At 71.7% G+C, this 15109-nt stretch carries 15 protein-coding genes; 10 read left to right on the top strand and 5 right to left on the bottom strand.

The window, feature by feature from the left end; translation table 11 throughout:
• Positions 1–6 precede the first annotated feature (6 nt).
• Positions 7–414, bottom strand: a complete 408-nt coding sequence (locus M2283_RS41105) for an STAS domain-containing protein (protein ID WP_280881665.1) — start codon at positions 412–414, stop codon at positions 7–9.
• 215 nt (positions 415–629) lie between these two features.
• Between M2283_RS41105 and M2283_RS41100 the strand changes: the two genes are divergently transcribed.
• From M2283_RS41100 to M2283_RS41080, 5 genes are all read left to right on the top strand, one after another.
• Positions 630–1304 carry a response regulator transcription factor gene (locus M2283_RS41100; protein WP_124001349.1) on the top strand — a complete coding sequence of 225 codons (675 nt, stop codon included), beginning with the start codon at positions 630–632 and terminating at the stop codon, positions 1302–1304.
• 31 nt (positions 1305–1335) lie between these two features.
• On the top strand, positions 1336–2997 hold the full coding sequence (locus tag M2283_RS41095; RefSeq protein WP_280881664.1) for an ATP-binding protein: 1662 nt from the start codon (positions 1336–1338) through the stop codon (positions 2995–2997).
• Between the two features lie 107 nt (positions 2998–3104).
• Complete coding sequence (locus M2283_RS41090; RefSeq protein WP_280881663.1) at positions 3105–4034, top strand: SGNH/GDSL hydrolase family protein; 930 nt, start codon at positions 3105–3107, stop codon at positions 4032–4034.
• A 64-nt stretch (positions 4035–4098) separates the two neighbouring features.
• Positions 4099–4974, top strand: coding sequence for an aminoglycoside phosphotransferase family protein (locus M2283_RS41085; RefSeq protein ID WP_432423200.1), 876 nt, complete (start codon positions 4099–4101; stop codon positions 4972–4974).
• Positions 4975–5078: 104 nt separating this feature from the next.
• Entirely contained in the window at positions 5079–6371 is a 1293-nt protein-coding gene (locus M2283_RS41080) for a hypothetical protein (RefSeq protein ID WP_280881661.1), read from the top strand.
• Between the two features lie 2 nt (positions 6372–6373).
• On the opposite strand, the gene M2283_RS41075 is transcribed toward M2283_RS41080, so the two are convergent.
• Positions 6374–6856 carry a VOC family protein gene (locus M2283_RS41075; RefSeq protein ID WP_280881660.1) on the bottom strand — a complete coding sequence of 161 codons (483 nt, stop codon included), beginning with the start codon at positions 6854–6856 and terminating at the stop codon, positions 6374–6376.
• 169 nt (positions 6857–7025) lie between these two features.
• On the opposite strand from M2283_RS41075, the gene M2283_RS41070 reads away from it, so the two are divergent.
• The 3 genes from M2283_RS41070 (at position 7026) to M2283_RS41060 (ending at position 10002) form a co-directional block, all read left to right on the top strand.
• Positions 7026–8225, top strand: coding sequence for an epoxide hydrolase family protein (locus M2283_RS41070; RefSeq protein WP_280881659.1), 1200 nt, complete (start codon positions 7026–7028; stop codon positions 8223–8225).
• 540 nt (positions 8226–8765) lie between these two features.
• Positions 8766–9398 carry an ATP-dependent Clp protease proteolytic subunit gene (locus tag M2283_RS41065; protein ID WP_280881658.1) on the top strand — a complete coding sequence of 211 codons (633 nt, stop codon included), beginning with the start codon at positions 8766–8768 and terminating at the stop codon, positions 9396–9398.
• Between the two features lies 1 nt (position 9399).
• The gene (locus M2283_RS41060; RefSeq protein ID WP_124001343.1) at positions 9400–10002 is read left to right on the top strand and encodes a ClpP family protease; all 603 of its coding nucleotides are present in this window, start codon (positions 9400–9402) and stop codon (positions 10000–10002) included.
• A 21-nt stretch (positions 10003–10023) separates the two neighbouring features.
• On the opposite strand, the gene M2283_RS41055 is transcribed toward M2283_RS41060, so the two are convergent.
• The gene (locus tag M2283_RS41055) at positions 10024–10449 is read right to left on the bottom strand and encodes a helix-turn-helix domain-containing protein (protein ID WP_280881657.1); all 426 of its coding nucleotides are present in this window, start codon (positions 10447–10449) and stop codon (positions 10024–10026) included.
• A gap of 239 nt (positions 10450–10688) precedes the next feature.
• On the opposite strand from M2283_RS41055, the gene M2283_RS41050 reads away from it, so the two are divergent.
• Complete coding sequence (locus tag M2283_RS41050; RefSeq protein ID WP_280881656.1) at positions 10689–11576, top strand: RNA polymerase sigma factor SigF; 888 nt, start codon at positions 10689–10691, stop codon at positions 11574–11576.
• Between the two features lie 231 nt (positions 11577–11807).
• On the opposite strand, the gene M2283_RS41045 is transcribed toward M2283_RS41050, so the two are convergent.
• Entirely contained in the window at positions 11808–12263 is a 456-nt protein-coding gene (locus M2283_RS41045) for an ATP-binding protein (protein ID WP_280881655.1), read from the bottom strand.
• A 95-nt stretch (positions 12264–12358) separates the two neighbouring features.
• Positions 12359–13630, bottom strand: a complete 1272-nt coding sequence (locus tag M2283_RS41040) for a DUF6777 domain-containing protein (RefSeq protein ID WP_280881654.1) — start codon at positions 13628–13630, stop codon at positions 12359–12361.
• A 159-nt stretch (positions 13631–13789) separates the two neighbouring features.
• Here M2283_RS41040 and M2283_RS41035 point away from each other — a divergent pair, with 159 nt between their 5' ends.
• Complete coding sequence (locus tag M2283_RS41035; protein ID WP_280881653.1) at positions 13790–15067, top strand: streptophobe family protein; 1278 nt, start codon at positions 13790–13792, stop codon at positions 15065–15067.
• Positions 15068–15109: the final 42 nt, after the last annotated feature.

Here is a 15109-nt window from a genome sequence, read left to right as displayed (position 1 = left end):
CTCCGGTCAGGCCCTGGGGCGTTCGCTCGTTCCGGTGACCCTGGACACCGCCTCCGGGAGGGTGATCGCCGGATCGAACAGCCTCAGTGAGCCGTGGGCGTGCAGCAGCCGCAGGGTGCGCTCGGGGCACAGCAGGGCGAACGCGCCGCCGCCGGCCAGGACGCGGCGGCGCAGGCGCAGCAGCAGGTTCAGGCCGGTGGAGTCCACGAAGGTCACGGGGCGCAGGTCGACGATATACGCCCGTGCGCGCAGGGCCACGACGGAGTCCAGCCAGCTGCGCAGTTCCACGGTGCCGGCGAGGTCGATGTCGCCGTGCAGCTCGGCGAGGAGCAGCCCGTCGGCCGCGGGCAGCGGCCCGGCGCCGCGCGGTGGCCAGCAGGCCCTGCTCACGGGTTCCAGAATGTTCTCGTGCACGTGCCTCGGTCCCCGTCCCCTGCGTACCCCGTCGCGGGCCGGTGCGAGGGCTGCTCCATCCCCGCCTCGCACCGGCCCGCGCCGGGACTCCCCCCGGTCGGCTCCCCCTTGAACCGTGGGCGATTACTGTTCTACCTTCGCCACATGGTCGGGGCATCAACGGCCGCTCATCAGCGACACAACGACCGGGCGGCAGATGGGCCGGGTGATGCGGAATGCGTCCGCACCTCGCACTGATCGAGGACGAGCCCGACTTCGCACTGATGTGCCGTTCCTATCTGGAGCGGGCCGGTTTCGTCGTCACCTGGGCCATGGACGCGCGCGCCGGGAAATCCGTGCTCTACGAGGGCGGCGTCGATCTCGCCGTCCTCGACCTGGGCCTTCCGGACGGCAGCGGCCTCGAACTGCTGCGCGCGCTGCGGTCCACGAGCCGGCTGCCGGTCATCGTCGTTTCGGGGCGCGCGGCGGAGGCCGACCGGGTGGCGGGCCTGGAGATCGGCGCCGACGACTACCTGGTCAAGCCATTCTCCCAGCGGGAGTTGGTGGCCCGTATCCACGCCGTGCTGCGCCGCTCGCAGCCGCCGGACGCGGCGACGGTGCTCCAGGTCGGCTCGCTGCGCGTCGACACCGCGGCCCGGCAGGCGTCCGGCGGGGAGGTGCACCTGGTGCTGCGCCCCAAGGAGTACGCGCTGTTGGAGATGCTGGCGGCGGCGCCCGGCCGGGTGTTCTCGGCCGCGCAGGTGCTGGAGCGGATCTGGGGTTCGTCCTGGCAGCAGCCGGCGACGGTGGTGGAGCACGTGTACCGGCTGCGCGGCAAGCTCGCGGACCTGCCTCCGCCGGCCCCGCGCATCACCACCGTCCGGGGCTACGGCTACCGCCTCGACCCCTGAGTCCCCCGCACCGGCCCCCGGAGGTCCGACCGTGCCCGATGTCCCGGACTTCCGGCTCCTGTTCGACGCGACCCTGTCCCCGCTGCTCGTCCTGGACCGCGACTTCAGCATCGTCGAGGTCAACCGCGCCTACCTGACGGCCACCCGCACGCAGCGGGACATCGTCGGGCACCCGGTCTTCGACGTGTTCCCCGACAACCCGGACGACCCGTCGGCGGACGGGGTCGCCAATCTGCGGCGGTCGTTGGAGACGGTGCGGGCGAGCGGGCGTACGGACACGATGGCACTGCAGCGGTACGACATCCCGACGGATGAGGAGGGTGTCTTCGCCGAGCGGTACTGGAGTCCCGTCAACTCGCCGGTCCTGGACGCCGAGGGGCGGGTCGCGTACGTCATCCACCGGGTCGAGGACGTCACGGAGTTCGTGCATCTGCGCCGGGTGGGGCGCGAGCAGCGGCGGGCGGTCGCCGACGCGCAGATGCGGGCCGAGGGGATGGAGATCGACCTGTTCGTGCGGGCGCGGGAGATCCGCGAGGTGAACGAGCAGTTGAGCTGGGCCAATGCCGAACTGGACGCGGCGGGGCGCCGGTTGCGAGAGGAGCAGCGGGCCAAGGACCGGTTCATCGCCACGCTCTCGCACGAGCTGCGCAACCCCTTGGCGGCCGCCTCCGCGGCGACCGAGCTGCTGGCCCTCGACATTCCGGACGGCCATCCGGCACTGTCCGTCCTGGAACGGCAGTTGGGCACGCTGGCCCGGATGAGCAACGACCTGCTGGACGGCACGCGGGCGGTGACCGGGCACCTGGAGCTGGTGCGCGAGCCGGTCGACCTGCGCTCGGTCGTGGACGGGGCGTGCGCCGACATCCGCGGCCTGTTCGGGCACGAGGGCCGCACGCTCGGCGCCGTGCTGCCGCCGGATCCGGTGATCGTGGACGGCGACCGGCTGCGACTGGCCCAGGTCCTGACGAACCTGCTGTCCAACGCGCTCAAGTACACCCGGCCGGGCGGCCACACGGAGGTCGGTCTGACCGCCCGGGACGGCCGGGCCCGCCTCACCGTGCGGGACGACGGAATCGGGTTCGAACCCGGCCAGGCGGAGGAGCTGTTCGGGGTGTTCATGCGGGCGGCCCCGGCCGGCCCCGACACCCCGGAAGGCCTGGGACTCGGGCTCGCGGTCGTACGGACGGTGGTCGAGCTGCACGGCGGCGAGATCACCGCGCACAGCGAAGGGCCGGGCAAGGGCGCCTCGTTCACGGCGCTCCTCCCGACCACCGACACCACGGCCCCGCAACAGCCCCGCCCCGCGCCCGTCCGAGCCGCCCCACGCGCCCTGTCGATCCTGATCGTCAAGGACAACATCGACCTGGCCGCCACCTACCGCACCCTCCTGGAACGGCAGGGCCACCAGGTAACGGCGGTGCACACGGGCACGGACGCCCTCAACGCCACCGAGTCACGCCCCTTCGACGTCGTCCTGTGCGACCTGGGCCTGCCGGACATGGACGGCTACGCGATCGCCCGCGCACTGCGGTCCCGGCCGGACGGCACCGACCTCCGCCTGATCGCGGTGTCCGGCTTCAGCCAGGGCACCGACCGCGCACTGTCCCGGGCGGCCGGCTTCGACGCCCACCTGACCAAGCCGCTGCCCCTCACCGACCTGCTGGATCTCCTGGAGCATCTCGGCGAGAGCTGACCGGAGCGTCTCGGCAAGGCCTCAACTGCCGCCGTACGTCTTCCCCCTTGGGTCCCGCTGTGCTTGCCTGGTGAGCCGATTTCGGGCTCCGGGGCGGGAGTTGCTGCATGCGGAAGCCGTGGATCGTGGGGGCGCTGCTGTCCGCAGTGCTGCTGCTAGGCGCGTGCGGGGACCCCTCGTCCGGAGCGGCGGCGGCGCCGCCGACCCCCACCCTGCCGGGTACGGCCGCCGCGACCACGCACCAGCCACAGCAGGCCCCCGCCTCCCCCTCCACCTCTCCCCGCGCCCGTCCCGCCGTGGCACCCCGGGTCCTCTACCTCGGCGACTCGCTCGCCATGGAGGCCCAGAACGTGCTCGGCCAGGAACTCCGACGGGACCTGGGAGCGACGTACACGAGCGCCCCGTACTCGGGGACCACACCGTGCGACTACCTGGAAGGCACCGGCGAGAAGTCACTCGTACCCAACGCCGCCAAGGCGGCCGCCCTGGTCCGCGCGCAGCATCCGGACTACGTGGTGCTGCAGTTCTGGGGCAACGCGTGGGCCTACACGTGGTGCATGGACGGGATCACCTACGACGCCGCTCGGAAGACGTACTTCGCGCGCTACGAGGCCGACATGCGCAGACTCACCGCGCAGATCGCCGACGCGGGCGGTGCGCGGCGCCCGAAGATCGTCTGGGTGCTGCAGGGCCCCGACCCGATCACGCCGGACCGGGTCCGGCGGGTGAACGCCCTCTACGAGAAGCAGGCCGCCGCCTCGGGCGACCTCGTCGCCGACGCGGGCGCCACGGTGAGCCCGGCCGGGGCCCGGTACACCTGGTCCCAGTACCTGCCGTGCACGGCCTACGAGCACGGCCACCCCGACTACTGCACCGATCCCGGCGACGACCGGACGGCCCTGCACCTCGACAAGGACTACCTGCACTTCTGTCTGGTCCCGACCACGTCCACGCCGAAGCCGTGCCCGGTCCGCTCCCCCGGCATCCTGCGGATCGGCCGGGAGATCACGCGGGTGATCGGCGAGGACGTGTCCTAGCGCCGAACTCGGTGGACACGGGCGTCGCCGCGCGCTGGGATGTCTCCTCATGTGCGCCATGAAGATGCATGCGGACGAGGTCGACATCCAGGCCTCACTGGTCCGCCGGCTGATCGCCGAACAGTTCCCCGAGTGGTCCGCTCTGTCCGTACGCCGGGTGGAGTCGGCGGGGACGGAGAACGCCATGTTCCGGCTCGGCGACGACATGGTCGTACGGCTGCCCCGGCATCCGCGCGCCGTCGCCGCCATCGAGGACGAACTGCGGTGGCTCCCCGAGCTGGGCCCGCGACTGACCGCCACCGTGCCCCAACCGCTGGGGCGAGGCGTGCCCGGGGAGGGGTTTCCCTGGCCGTGGGGGGTCTACGGCTGGCTCGCGGGCCGCAATCCCGTCGCCGGGGCGGTCGACGAACCGGCGCGACTCGCCGCGGACCTGGCCGAGTTCGTCCACGAGGTGCGCCTGATCGACGCCCTGGACGGGCCGCCGGGGTTCCGTGGCGTGCCACTGGCGAGGCGCGACGAACCCACCCGTTCGGCCATCGCTCAGCTCGCCGGGACCGTCGACACCGACGCGATGACCGCCCTGTGGGAGGAGGCGCTGCGGGCCCCGGTGCACACCGGTCCGCCCGTCTGGGCCCACGGCGACCTGTCGCCCGGCAACGTGCTGGTGGACCAAGGGCGCCTGAGCGCCGTACTCGACTTCGGCGGGGCGGGAGTGGGGGATCCCGCGGTCGATCTCATGGTCGCCTGGAACCTCCTTCCCGCCACTGCCCGGGACGCCTTCCGTACGGCCGTGGGCGCCGACGATGCCGAGTGGGCACGCGGGCGTGGCTGGGCACTGTCGGTCTCCCTCATCCAGCTGCCGTACTACCGGGACACGAACCCGGTGCTCGCGGAGAACTCCCGGCATGTGCTCGCCGAGGTGCTGGCCGAGGTGGTGTAGCGGCCTTCGGGTGCTTCGCCCGTACGGCCCCTCCCGGCGTGCCGACGCCCTGAGCACCGGCGGGAATGGGGGCAGCGGACGGCCGGACGGAACCGGGAGGCCCCATGAGCGCCCCGCAGGATCCCGGCTCGCTCGGGTCGCGGCCCGGCCGGATCGCCCGCGCCACCGCCTCCGCCGTCCTCCTCGTGCTGACCTGCGTCCTGGTCCCAGTGGCCCTGCTGGCCACCTGGGTGCACGACATCGCCCTCGACACCGACCGTTACGTGGCGACCGTGTCCCCACTGGCGACCCGCTCCGGTGTGCGGGACGCGGCCGTGCGGCGGATCACCGACGCCGTCGCCGTGCGCGTGGACGGCACTCAGGCCGTCGGCGACATCTCCACCTGGCTGGAGTCCCAGGGTCTGCCGCCCCGGGCCGCGGCCGCCGTGCGGATGCTGGGTCCGCAGGTGGACGATGCCGTGCACGAGGCGGTGAAGAAGGTGGTGACCCGGGTCGTGCGCAGCGACGCCTTCGCGAAGGTGTGGACGTCCGCCAACCGGACCGCCCACGACTCGGTGGTGCACGCCCTCACCGGCGAGGGCCGGGGCGCGGTGGGTGTCGACCAGGGCACGGTCACGTTGGACGTCGGGGCGGCCGTCGACCGGGTGAAGAAGGAGCTGGTGGCCGAGGGACTGGCGCCGGCGGACAAGATCCCCCGGGTGGACAAGCAGCTGGTGCTCCTCCGGTCCGAGCAGCTGGATCAAATCCGGGGCGGCGCGCGACTGTTGGACGTGGTCGGCAACTGGCTGCCCGTCCTGCTGGTGGTGCTCGGCGCGTCGGGTGTGCTGCTGGCCCGCGGCCGTCGGCGAGCCCTGGCCCGTACGGCGCTGGGGGCGGCCTTCGCGGCGCTGCTCGTGGGGATCGCCCTCGTCGTGGCGCGCCGGTACTACCTCGACCATCTCCCGCCGCAGATCCAGTCGCCGGCCGCCGCCGCGGAGATCTTCGACACCCTGCTCCGCTTTCTGCGGGTCAGTCTGCGCACGGCCGTCGTGCTGGGCGTGGTGATCGCGCTGGGCGCCTATCTGATCGGCCCCGGCAGACTGCCGGTCGCCGTCCGCAGAACGTCCGAGCGCACCGCGGACTCGGCGGCGATCTGGGCGTACGGCCATCAGATCCACGCCGGACGTGCCGGAACCCTCGCGCAGGCGCACCGCCGCTGGATCACGCTCGGCGCGCTGCTCGTGGTGGCCCTGGTCTTCGCGCTGTGGAACGACCCGACGGTGCTGACCGTCGTACTCCTCGCACTGGTCCTGCTGGCCGTCCTCGCCGTGCTCGCTCTGCTGGCGGCCGGCGGCCGGGCCGCCCTCGCCGCGGACGCGGAGGGGTCGGGCCGGTCGCCGGAGGCCACCGAGCCGTAGGGCTACTCGCCCGCGAAGGCCTTCTCCAGGGCGGCGATGTCGAGCTTGCCCATCTTCATCATGGCGCCCATCGCGCGGGTCGCCTTCTCCGTGTCCGGGTCGCTGATCATCGCGTCGAGACCGTCGGGCACGACCTGCCAGGACAGGCCGTAGCGGTCCTTGAGCCAGCCGCAGGGGCCGGGCTCGCCGCCGCCTTCGATCAGCTTGGTCCAGTAGTAGTCGACCTCCTCCTGGTCCGCGCAGAAGATCATGAAGGAGACCGCCTCGGTGAACTTGAACTGGGGGCCGCCGTTGAGCGCGAGGAACTTGTGGCCGTTGGCCGTGAACTCCACGGTCAGCACCGTGCCGGCCGGCTGCATGGCGCCCTCGGTGTAGCGGGCCGCCTTGCCGACGCTGGAGTTCTTGAAGACCGAGACGTAGTAGTGCGCGGCCTCCTCGGCCTGGCCGTCGAACCAGAGACACGTGGTGAATCCGTCGGTGGTCATGTGTACCTCCTGGGCGGTGGAACGGGGTCGATGGAGCGCGGTCTGCGGAACGCGGTCACCTGTGTGGAACGCAGTTATCTGTATCGACCGGTCCGAGCCCCCGAACTCATCGGTCGAGCGGGATTCAATCCCGGTGGCCACACCCCCGCCCCGAACTAGGCTCGCCACCATGACGTCTTCGCCTGCCGACAGCATCCGCCCGTTCCGCATCGACATCCCGCAGCGCGACCTCGACGATCTCCGCGACCGTCTCGACCGCACCCGCTGGCCGGACGAACTGCCCGGCACCGGCTGGGCGTACGGCGTGCCGGCGGACTACCTGCGCGAACTCGTCGGTCACTGGCGGCACGCGTACGACTGGCGGGCCGCGGAGGCACTGCTCAACGAATGGCCGCAGTTCACGACCACGATCGACGGCTCGAACGTCCACTTCGCGCACATCCGCTCGCCCGAGCCGGACGCCACCCCGCTGATCATCACCCACGGCTGGCCGGGCTCGATCGTCGAGTTCCTGGACGTCGTCGGACCGCTCACCGACCCGGCCGCGCACGGCGGGGACCCGGCCGACGCCTTCCATCTCGTGGTGCCGAGCATCCCCGGCTTCGGGCTGTCCGGGCCTCCGGCCGACCTCGGCTGGGAGGCAGGGCGGATCGCCGACGCGTGGGCCGAGCTGATGGGGCGACTGGGCTACGAGCGGTTCGGGGCGCAGGGCGGCGACTGGGGCGCCGCCATCTCCCGCGAGCTGGGCCGGGCCCACCCCGACCGCGTGATCGGCGTACACCTGAATCTGTTGCCGGGCGGCCAGCAGTCCACCGAGCCGACCCCCGACGAACTGGACACGCTCAACACGGAGGAGCAGGAGCGGGCGCTGCTGTCGTGGCGCCGGTGGACCGAGTGGTCGCGCGAGGGCACCGGATACGCCGTCCTGCAGTCCACCCGCCCACAGACCGCGGCGTACGCGCTCACCGACTCGCCGGTCGGCCAACTCGCCTGGATCGTCGAGAAGTTCCAGGAGTGGACGGACTCGGACCGGCTGCCCGAGGAGGCCGTCGACCGGGACCGGATGCTCACCAACGTGATGCTGTACTGGCTGACCGGCACGGCCGGTTCGGCGGCCCGCATCTACTACGAGCGGGCCCACGCCACGGGCCGCGCCGCCCTCCCCACCGAGCCGTCCACCGCCCCGACCGCCGTCGCCGTCTTCCCGGCCGAGCCCCAACTCCCCCTGCGGCACAAGGCGGAGCGGACCGAGAACCTGGTCCGGTGGACGGAGTTCGACCGGGGCGGGCACTTCCCGGCGATGGAGCAGCCGGACCTGCTGGTCGCAGATGTGCGGGCGTTCTTCGGGCAGGTGCGCGAGAAGGACTGAGCCTGGCGAGTCGGTCCGTGGTGCCGAGGACTTCGCCTGCCACGCGGCGAAAGTCCTTGATCGCCTGGTAGAGGATCCGCTCTCGTTCGGCGGCGAGGGCGGTGCCCTCGGCTTTGCGGGTGGTGTTTCCCTCGCGGGCCAGGGCGATGAAAGTGCGTATCTTCTCCTCGGCATCGGACAGGTTCGGATCGCCCGGACGCAACGCGTCGAGGACGGCGTCCATGGCGATGTCGCGGTCATGGAGCGCGCTCAGGTAGCCGGCGTACCCGTCGCGGCGGTGCTGGCGGCGCCACTGATCGTGCTGCGACCGCGCCTGTGCCCGACCGCTCACGATCGCGGTGCCGAGGGTGGCGGCAGAGCCGACGGTGGCGCCGAGCAGCGCGGCGAGTCCCGCGTCCATGGGCTCAGTCTGTCGTTGCGCGTGCCCGTTGAGGTCGGCTCTGCCCCTGGCGAATCTGCCACCGGCAGAGAAATCGCATCGACGCGCGGACCTGGGCCAAGAGTGGAGTCGACGGCAACACCGCCTCGACAGGAGAACCGATGACTTCACTCACCGCACCCCGGGCCGAGGAGGGCGACACCCCGCCCACCCGGTTCGACGACCATCTCGCCGCCCAACTCCTGGGCCAGCGGATCGTGTTCCTCGGTACCGAGGTCAACGAGGCCTCCGCCAACCGGATCTGCGCCCAGCTGCTCCTGCTGTCGGCGGAGGATCCGCGCACCGACATCGGCCTGTTCATCAACAGCCCGGGCGGGTCGGTGCACGCGGGACTCGCCATCTACGACACCATGCGGCTGATCCCGAACGACGTCTCGACGCTCGCGATGGGCTTCGCGGCCAGCATGGGCCAGTTCCTGCTCAGCGTCGGCGCGGCCGGCAAGCGCTACTCCCTGCCGAACGCGCGGATCATGATGCACCAGCCGTCGGCGGGGATCGGCGGCACCACCGCGGACATCGAGATCCAGGCGGACAACCTGGACTTCACCAAGCGGACCATCGAGCGGATCACCTCGGAGCACACCGGACAGAGCCCGGAGACGATCTCCCGGGACGGTGACCGCGACCGCTGGTTCACGGCCGAGGAGGCCAAGGAGTACGGCATGGTGGACCGGGTCCTGGAGTCGCTCGCCGACATCCGCCCGGCCGCCGCACGACGACGGATGGGGCTGTGACATGGGGACCTACACGATTCCGAACGTCGTCGAGCGGACCCCGCAGGGCGAGCGGTCCTACGACGTCTTCAGCAAACTGCTGTCCGAGCGCATCATCTTCCTCGGCACCGAGATCGACGACGGCGTCGCCAACGTCGTCATCGCCCAACTCCTCCATCTGGAGTCGGCGGCCCCGGACAACGAGATCGCGATCTACCTCAACTCCCCCGGCGGCTCCTTCACTTCACTGATGGCGATCTACGACACGATGACCTACGTACAAGTGCCGATCTCGACGTTCTGCGTCGGACAGGCCGCGTCGACCGCAGCCGTTTTGCTGGCCGGCGGGGATCCGGGGCGGCGCTTCGTGCTGGAGCACGCGCGCGTGCTGCTCGGGCAGCCCGCCAGCGGCGGACGGCAGGGCACGGTCTCCGATCTGGCCCTGCAGGCCAAGGAGATGGTCCGGATCCGCTCGCAGGTCGAGGAGGTGCTGTCCCGGCACACCCACCACGACATCGCGACCCTGCGCGCGGACATGGACCGCGACAAGGTGTTCACCGCGCAAGAGGCGGTGGCGTACGGGCTGGCCGACGAGGTGGTGAGCCGACGCCTGGCACGGGTCTGAGGCGCCGGCCCGCGGGCGGTCTCAGGCGACCAGGCACAGTCCGTTGTACGACGAGGTGGACGCGCCGCGACTCCTGAGCTGCCGGCGGCTCTCGATCCGGGTGAGCTCGCCGTGCGCCAACGACAGCAGGTCGCCCAGGCCGAGGCCCAGAGCGTTGGCGGCGGCCGCGAGGACCTCGGAGGAGGCCTCCTTGCGGCCGCGCTCCACCTCGGAGAGGTAGGGCATGGAGATCCGGGCCGCGTCGGCCACGTCCTTGAGCGTGCGCTCCTGCGCGAGGCGCTCGCGCCGCAGGACGTCACCGACCAGGTCGCGCCACAGAGGTTCCCTCGGCGCAGGGGCCACGGGGGCAACCGGTGCCCCGGGGGCCCGCCCCGGCGCTGGGGAGTTGGCCGGCCGCGCGGGGCGCAGGGGGATGACTCGGGCTTCGTTCGGCGCTTGGCTGCTCACCCTCTTCAGCCTAAATATCTTCGACCCCAGGGGAAGAGGTAGGCGTTCTGCTCTGGGAGAATCCGGTAACTGACGACCGCCGCGACCACGGGCATGGGTGTCCCCGAGCCTGCCACTTCACCCATTTTCCGTTTCCACGACGGTTGTTGGGCATGGGACGCCGAACCCGGGGTACCCGCTCTGCGAAGGAACCGAGGCCGGCGGACCGCCGCCGGGCCGAGACTTTCGTGGGAGAGGTAATGGACACCGCCGTGAACCGGTCAAAGGCACAGGTCGTGGAGAGGACCGCCGGGACCAGCACGGGTGGCGCACCGCTGCCGGGAATCGCCGAGCCGCGGGCCGTCGCCCCGCGCGACGCGCGCGAGCTGTCCCGCCAGTTCTTCCAGAGGCTCAGCGAACTGGAAGAAGGCACACAGGAGTTCCAGTACGCGCGCAACACGCTGATCGAGATGAACATGTCGTTGGTCCGATTCGCCGCCGGGCGGTTCCGGGGGCGCGGCGACGACATGGAGGACATCGTCCAGACCGGGATGATCGGCCTGATCAAGGCGATCGACCGGTTCGAACTGTCCAGGGAGGTCGAGTTCACCTCGTTCGCGCTCCCCTACATCGTCGGCGAGATCAAGCGGTTCTTCCGTGACACGACCTGGGCGGTGCACGTACCGCGCCGGCTCCAGGAGTTGCGGGTCGAGCTGGCCAAGGCCCGCGAGGAACTCTCCAGCCGACTGGACCGCGAGCCGTCGGTCGCCGAACTCGCCACCCTCATGAACATCTCCGAGAACGAGGTCATCGAGGGCCAGATCGCCTCGAACGGCTACAACTCCTCATCCCTGGACGCCGCGCTCACCGGCGACGGAGCGGAGGGCGGCGAGTCCGTCCTCGCCGACTTCATCGGCGTGGAGGAGGACGGGCTGCGACTCGTCGAGGACTGCCAGTCACTCGCCCCGCTGATGGCCGAACTCGGCGAGCGCGACCGGCAGATCATCCACATGCGGTTCGTGGAGGAAGCCACCCAGGCGGAGATCGGCGAACGGCTCGGCTGCTCGCAGATGCATGTGTCCCGCCTGATCAAGCGGATCATCTCGCGACTGCGCGAGGGCATGCTGGGCGAACTCGACTGCGCCTGACAGCAACACGGGCTGAACACACTGGAGTGACCGTCTCAGCCGCCGGCCAGGCGGCGGGGGCGGTCACTCGGTATTTGGGGGCGGACAATCTCCGCCTTTGGGCGGGCAGATACTCGCCGCGTGGAACCTCGCCGGTGAACGGCCGCGCGGTCGCCGGTGAGTGGCAGCACAGCGACAGCGCGCACTGCGCGGTACGGCGGCGTCACTCGCCGCCGTAGAACAGCGGTCGGCTCACTCGCCGTTCAACGGCAGCACAGCGCTCACGCGCTTGCCGACCGGCACCCGCTCGACGCTGATCCGGGCCGCCAGCGCGTGGACTATCTCCAGGCCGTGCCGGCCGATGCGCTGCGGGTCCCGGGCGAACCGGTGCGGGAGCGCGGCGCTGCTGTCGCAGACGCACACGGTCACCGCCATGTCGGTGCCCTCCAGCTCCAGGATGTACGGCCCGTTGCTGTGCCGGTCGGCGTTGGTGACCAGTTCGCTCACGACGAGCAGCAGCTCGTCCCGGACGCGGTCGTCGATCATGGCGCACCACTCGGTCCGGAGCTGCTCGACGAAGAGCGCGGCAAAAGACCGTGCTTCGGCGATGCATCCCGGTTCACCCGTGTAGTGCGCGGCGCGCCGCAGCGGTTCCACGGGTACGTCGAACCCCGTCGGTACCACTGCCCCGCCCACGTGCTCGGTCATGCGTTTCTCTCTCGGAAGCCGGACTGGCCGGACGCTGTTGCACCAGTGCTCGTACCCCGAGCCGCGCCGCGCAGTCCCGGTGTGTCCCGTTCGTCTCAGAACGCCGGTGTGGTGGCGGACGACCCCGGAGCACTGTACGTGGACGGGGGCCCCGACGCGGAGGAGCTCGCGGCCGTCGTGTCCGCCGTGTCCGGGGCGAACGGCTCCTGCGAGGCCGACGACCCCGAGGAACCCGACGACTCCGGCTCGCTCGTGGGCGGTTCGGAGGACGGCGTCTGCGAGGAGGGCGACGAGGGCGGGGCGGTCGACGTCGGCGGGCACGGGCTGCCCGAAGGGGTCGGGGTGCCGAGGCTCGCGGTGGGCGAGGAGACGCACGGGGACGGCGACGGGGTCGACGGAGACGAAGGCGTGGTCGGTGTGGACACGCTGACCGACGGGGAGGGGTGGTTCACCGGCGGCCGGGTGTGCTCGTCCTTGTGGCCGGTGTCGCCGCGGTGCCGGGCGATCCACTGGTCGTGGTGGGGGTCGTAGATCACGAAGATGTTGATGATCTGCGGCGCGGGGGTGACCACGACGACGTTCGAGGAGCGGTACGAGGCCCAGGAGTCGCCCGTCGGCTTCGGTGCGGTCTGCTGGGCGACGGGCGGGGTGAGCGGGTTGCCGCACGCGCAGCGGACCCGGGGCACACCGTGGCCGTCGACCAGGACGGCGGTGCCGGTCTGGAGCACGGCCTGGTAGCTCGTCGCGGCGCCGTTGCGGTAGCCGTGGTTGGTGACGCGGGTGTCCATGCGCAGCTGCACGGGCGTGAGGGAGCGCAGGTAGGTGGGGACCTGGGCGGGCTGGATGCCCTCGACCGAGGCGAACGCCTGGTTCTTCGACGGGGTCGCCTGGAGGGACTTGATCTGCTTCTCCACGTCGCAGGCGGAGACGTTGAGGCTGCCGCCGTAGAGTCCGGCGGCGCCGCCGTCGACCCCGCGCACGGCGTTCGCGGGCGTCGATTCGGTGGCCGGGCTCGCGGAGACGGGTGCGGCCGAGCTGTCCTTGGCCGTCGACTCCGTGAACGGGTCGGGGCCGGTCTTGGCCGCGGACTGCAGGAAGACCTCGCCCCCGCTGCCCGAGGCGCTGTCCGAGCCGCCGTCGGATCGGGTGAACACGAGACCCAGCACCACGGCGCCCACCACGACGGCGGTGAGGACCGCGACCCGGGGCGCGGACTTCCACCAGGGGCGGTGGGGTTCCGGCGAGGGTGTACCGCCGCTGCTGCCGGGCGGTTGGGAGGGCGGGCCCGAGGGCGGCTGGGAGGGGCCCGACAGGGGGCCGGAGGGCGGGCCTGTGGGGCGGCCGGATGACGGCGGTTCGACGCTCACGAGGTCTTCTTCCCGACGCGGTTCCTGCGGCTCGCCCCGAGTTTGCCGCAATGTCATGCATTGAGACCATTGTGTGCTCCGGTTCGGTGTAGCTCGCAAGCCGACGCGGACGGCCCTCCCGGCGGGCGGGCCGCGCGGAGGCTGTCTAGCGTGGCGAGAGTGAGCCTCCGAACCCCCTCCCACCAGGCATTCGCCCGCCACGGCTGGCTCCAGGCACTGGCCGCGGTACTGGCCCCGATCCTTGCGATGGGGGTGGTCGCGGCGCTGGGGCTGTGGGCGGCCGGGGCGGCGGATCTTCCGGACGGCGCCCTCCCGCGGGTCGTCGCGGCGACGGTGGTCACTGCGGTGGGCGGCACGATCGAGCTCTCGGGGAACGCCGGCGGGCTCGCCGACACCAAGGCGGGCCTGACGGTCATCCCGCTCTCCGTCACCCTCGCAGGCGCTCTGGTCCTCGCGGCGGGCTTTCTACGGCCGCTGCGGCACCGGGCGGTCGCCGGGGCGCCGGAGCTGGTCGGCTGGGCCCTGAGGATCGCGGTGCTGTGGCTGCTCGCGCTCCTCGGCCTGGCCTTCGGCGCCCGCCAGACCTTCACGCTCTCCCTCGGTGACAGCACACTCGGCGATCTCGGCGACCTCTTGGACGCCTCCCCCAAGGTGGGCTTCACGACGGACGTACCGCAGACCTTGTCCTTCGGTCTGCTGTGGCTTGCGGGCGTGCTGCTGCTGGCCCTTCTGGTCTCGCGCGGGGCACCCCTGCCGGGGCGCCTGCTGCGCTTCCAGGAGTCGGTGCGGCCGGCCGCGTACGCCATGGTCGTGCTGCTTCTCGCCTACGTCGCTCTGGGCGCCGTCATCGCGCTCGTCACCGCGGCGACGAAGGGGCATGCCCCCGAGACGCTCGCCGTGATCCTTCTCGGCCTGCCGAACCTGGTCTGGCTCGCCCTCACCCTCGGCCTCGGCGTCACCTGGAACGGCCGCGTGGAGGGCCCGTTCGGTCTGCCCATGCCGCACGTCCTGGACGAGGTGCTGCGCACCCCGGACGTCTCCACGCTCAACGTGCGCACCCTCGCCCAGTACGACGGCAACGTGTGGTGGCTCGTGGCCGTCGACGCGGTCCTGCTGCTGGCCGCGGCCTTCGTGATGGCGGCCCGTTCGCCCACCCGGGTCCGGGCCTGGCAGCACGCCCTGCACATGGCCGTCGCCCTGGCGCTGACGGTCCTGATGATCTGCCTGGTCGGCCGCGTCTCCGCCCACTACGGCCTCTCGGTCCTCGGCATCGGCGACCTGGGCGGAGACCTGTCCGGCGACCTGTTCCTCAAGCCCGAGGTGTGGACGGCCCTGGGCTTCGCCCTCGCGTGGGGGCTGGTGACGGGCTTCCTGGGCGGACTGCTGGCGAAGCCTGTGCGGCGGCGGGGTGCGCGGGACAAGGCGCGGGAAGGCTGACGCCGTCCATCACCGGCGAGCCCGGAGAACCTACGCGGTCAC

It is taken from the genome of Streptomyces pseudovenezuelae (assembly GCF_029892565.1).
Lineage (GTDB): Bacteria > Actinomycetota > Actinomycetes > Streptomycetales > Streptomycetaceae > Streptomyces > Streptomyces pseudovenezuelae_A.
Note: the sequence above shows the minus strand (reverse complement) of the source record. Positions and strands in the feature narration are given on the sequence as shown.

Coding starts and splice junctions, on each gene's coding strand:
- M2283_RS41085 (WP_432423200.1), top strand. CDS start 4,099: ATGCATGCGGACGAGGTCGACATCCAGGCCTCACTGGTCCGCCGGCTG.
- M2283_RS41100 (WP_124001349.1), top strand. CDS start 630: ATGCGTCCGCACCTCGCACTGATCGAGGACGAGCCCGACTTCGCACTG.
- M2283_RS41060 (WP_124001343.1), top strand. CDS start 9,400: ATGGGGACCTACACGATTCCGAACGTCGTCGAGCGGACCCCGCAGGGC.
- M2283_RS41080 (WP_280881661.1), top strand. CDS start 5,079: ATGAGCGCCCCGCAGGATCCCGGCTCGCTCGGGTCGCGGCCCGGCCGG.
- M2283_RS41090 (WP_280881663.1), top strand. CDS start 3,105: ATGCGGAAGCCGTGGATCGTGGGGGCGCTGCTGTCCGCAGTGCTGCTG.
- M2283_RS41050 (WP_280881656.1), top strand. CDS start 10,689: ATGGACACCGCCGTGAACCGGTCAAAGGCACAGGTCGTGGAGAGGACC.
- M2283_RS41065 (WP_280881658.1), top strand. CDS start 8,766: ATGACTTCACTCACCGCACCCCGGGCCGAGGAGGGCGACACCCCGCCC.
- M2283_RS41075 (WP_280881660.1), bottom strand. CDS start 6,856: ATGACCACCGACGGATTCACCACGTGTCTCTGGTTCGACGGCCAGGCC.
- M2283_RS41045 (WP_280881655.1), bottom strand. CDS start 12,263: ATGACCGAGCACGTGGGCGGGGCAGTGGTACCGACGGGGTTCGACGTA.
- M2283_RS41070 (WP_280881659.1), top strand. CDS start 7,026: ATGACGTCTTCGCCTGCCGACAGCATCCGCCCGTTCCGCATCGACATC.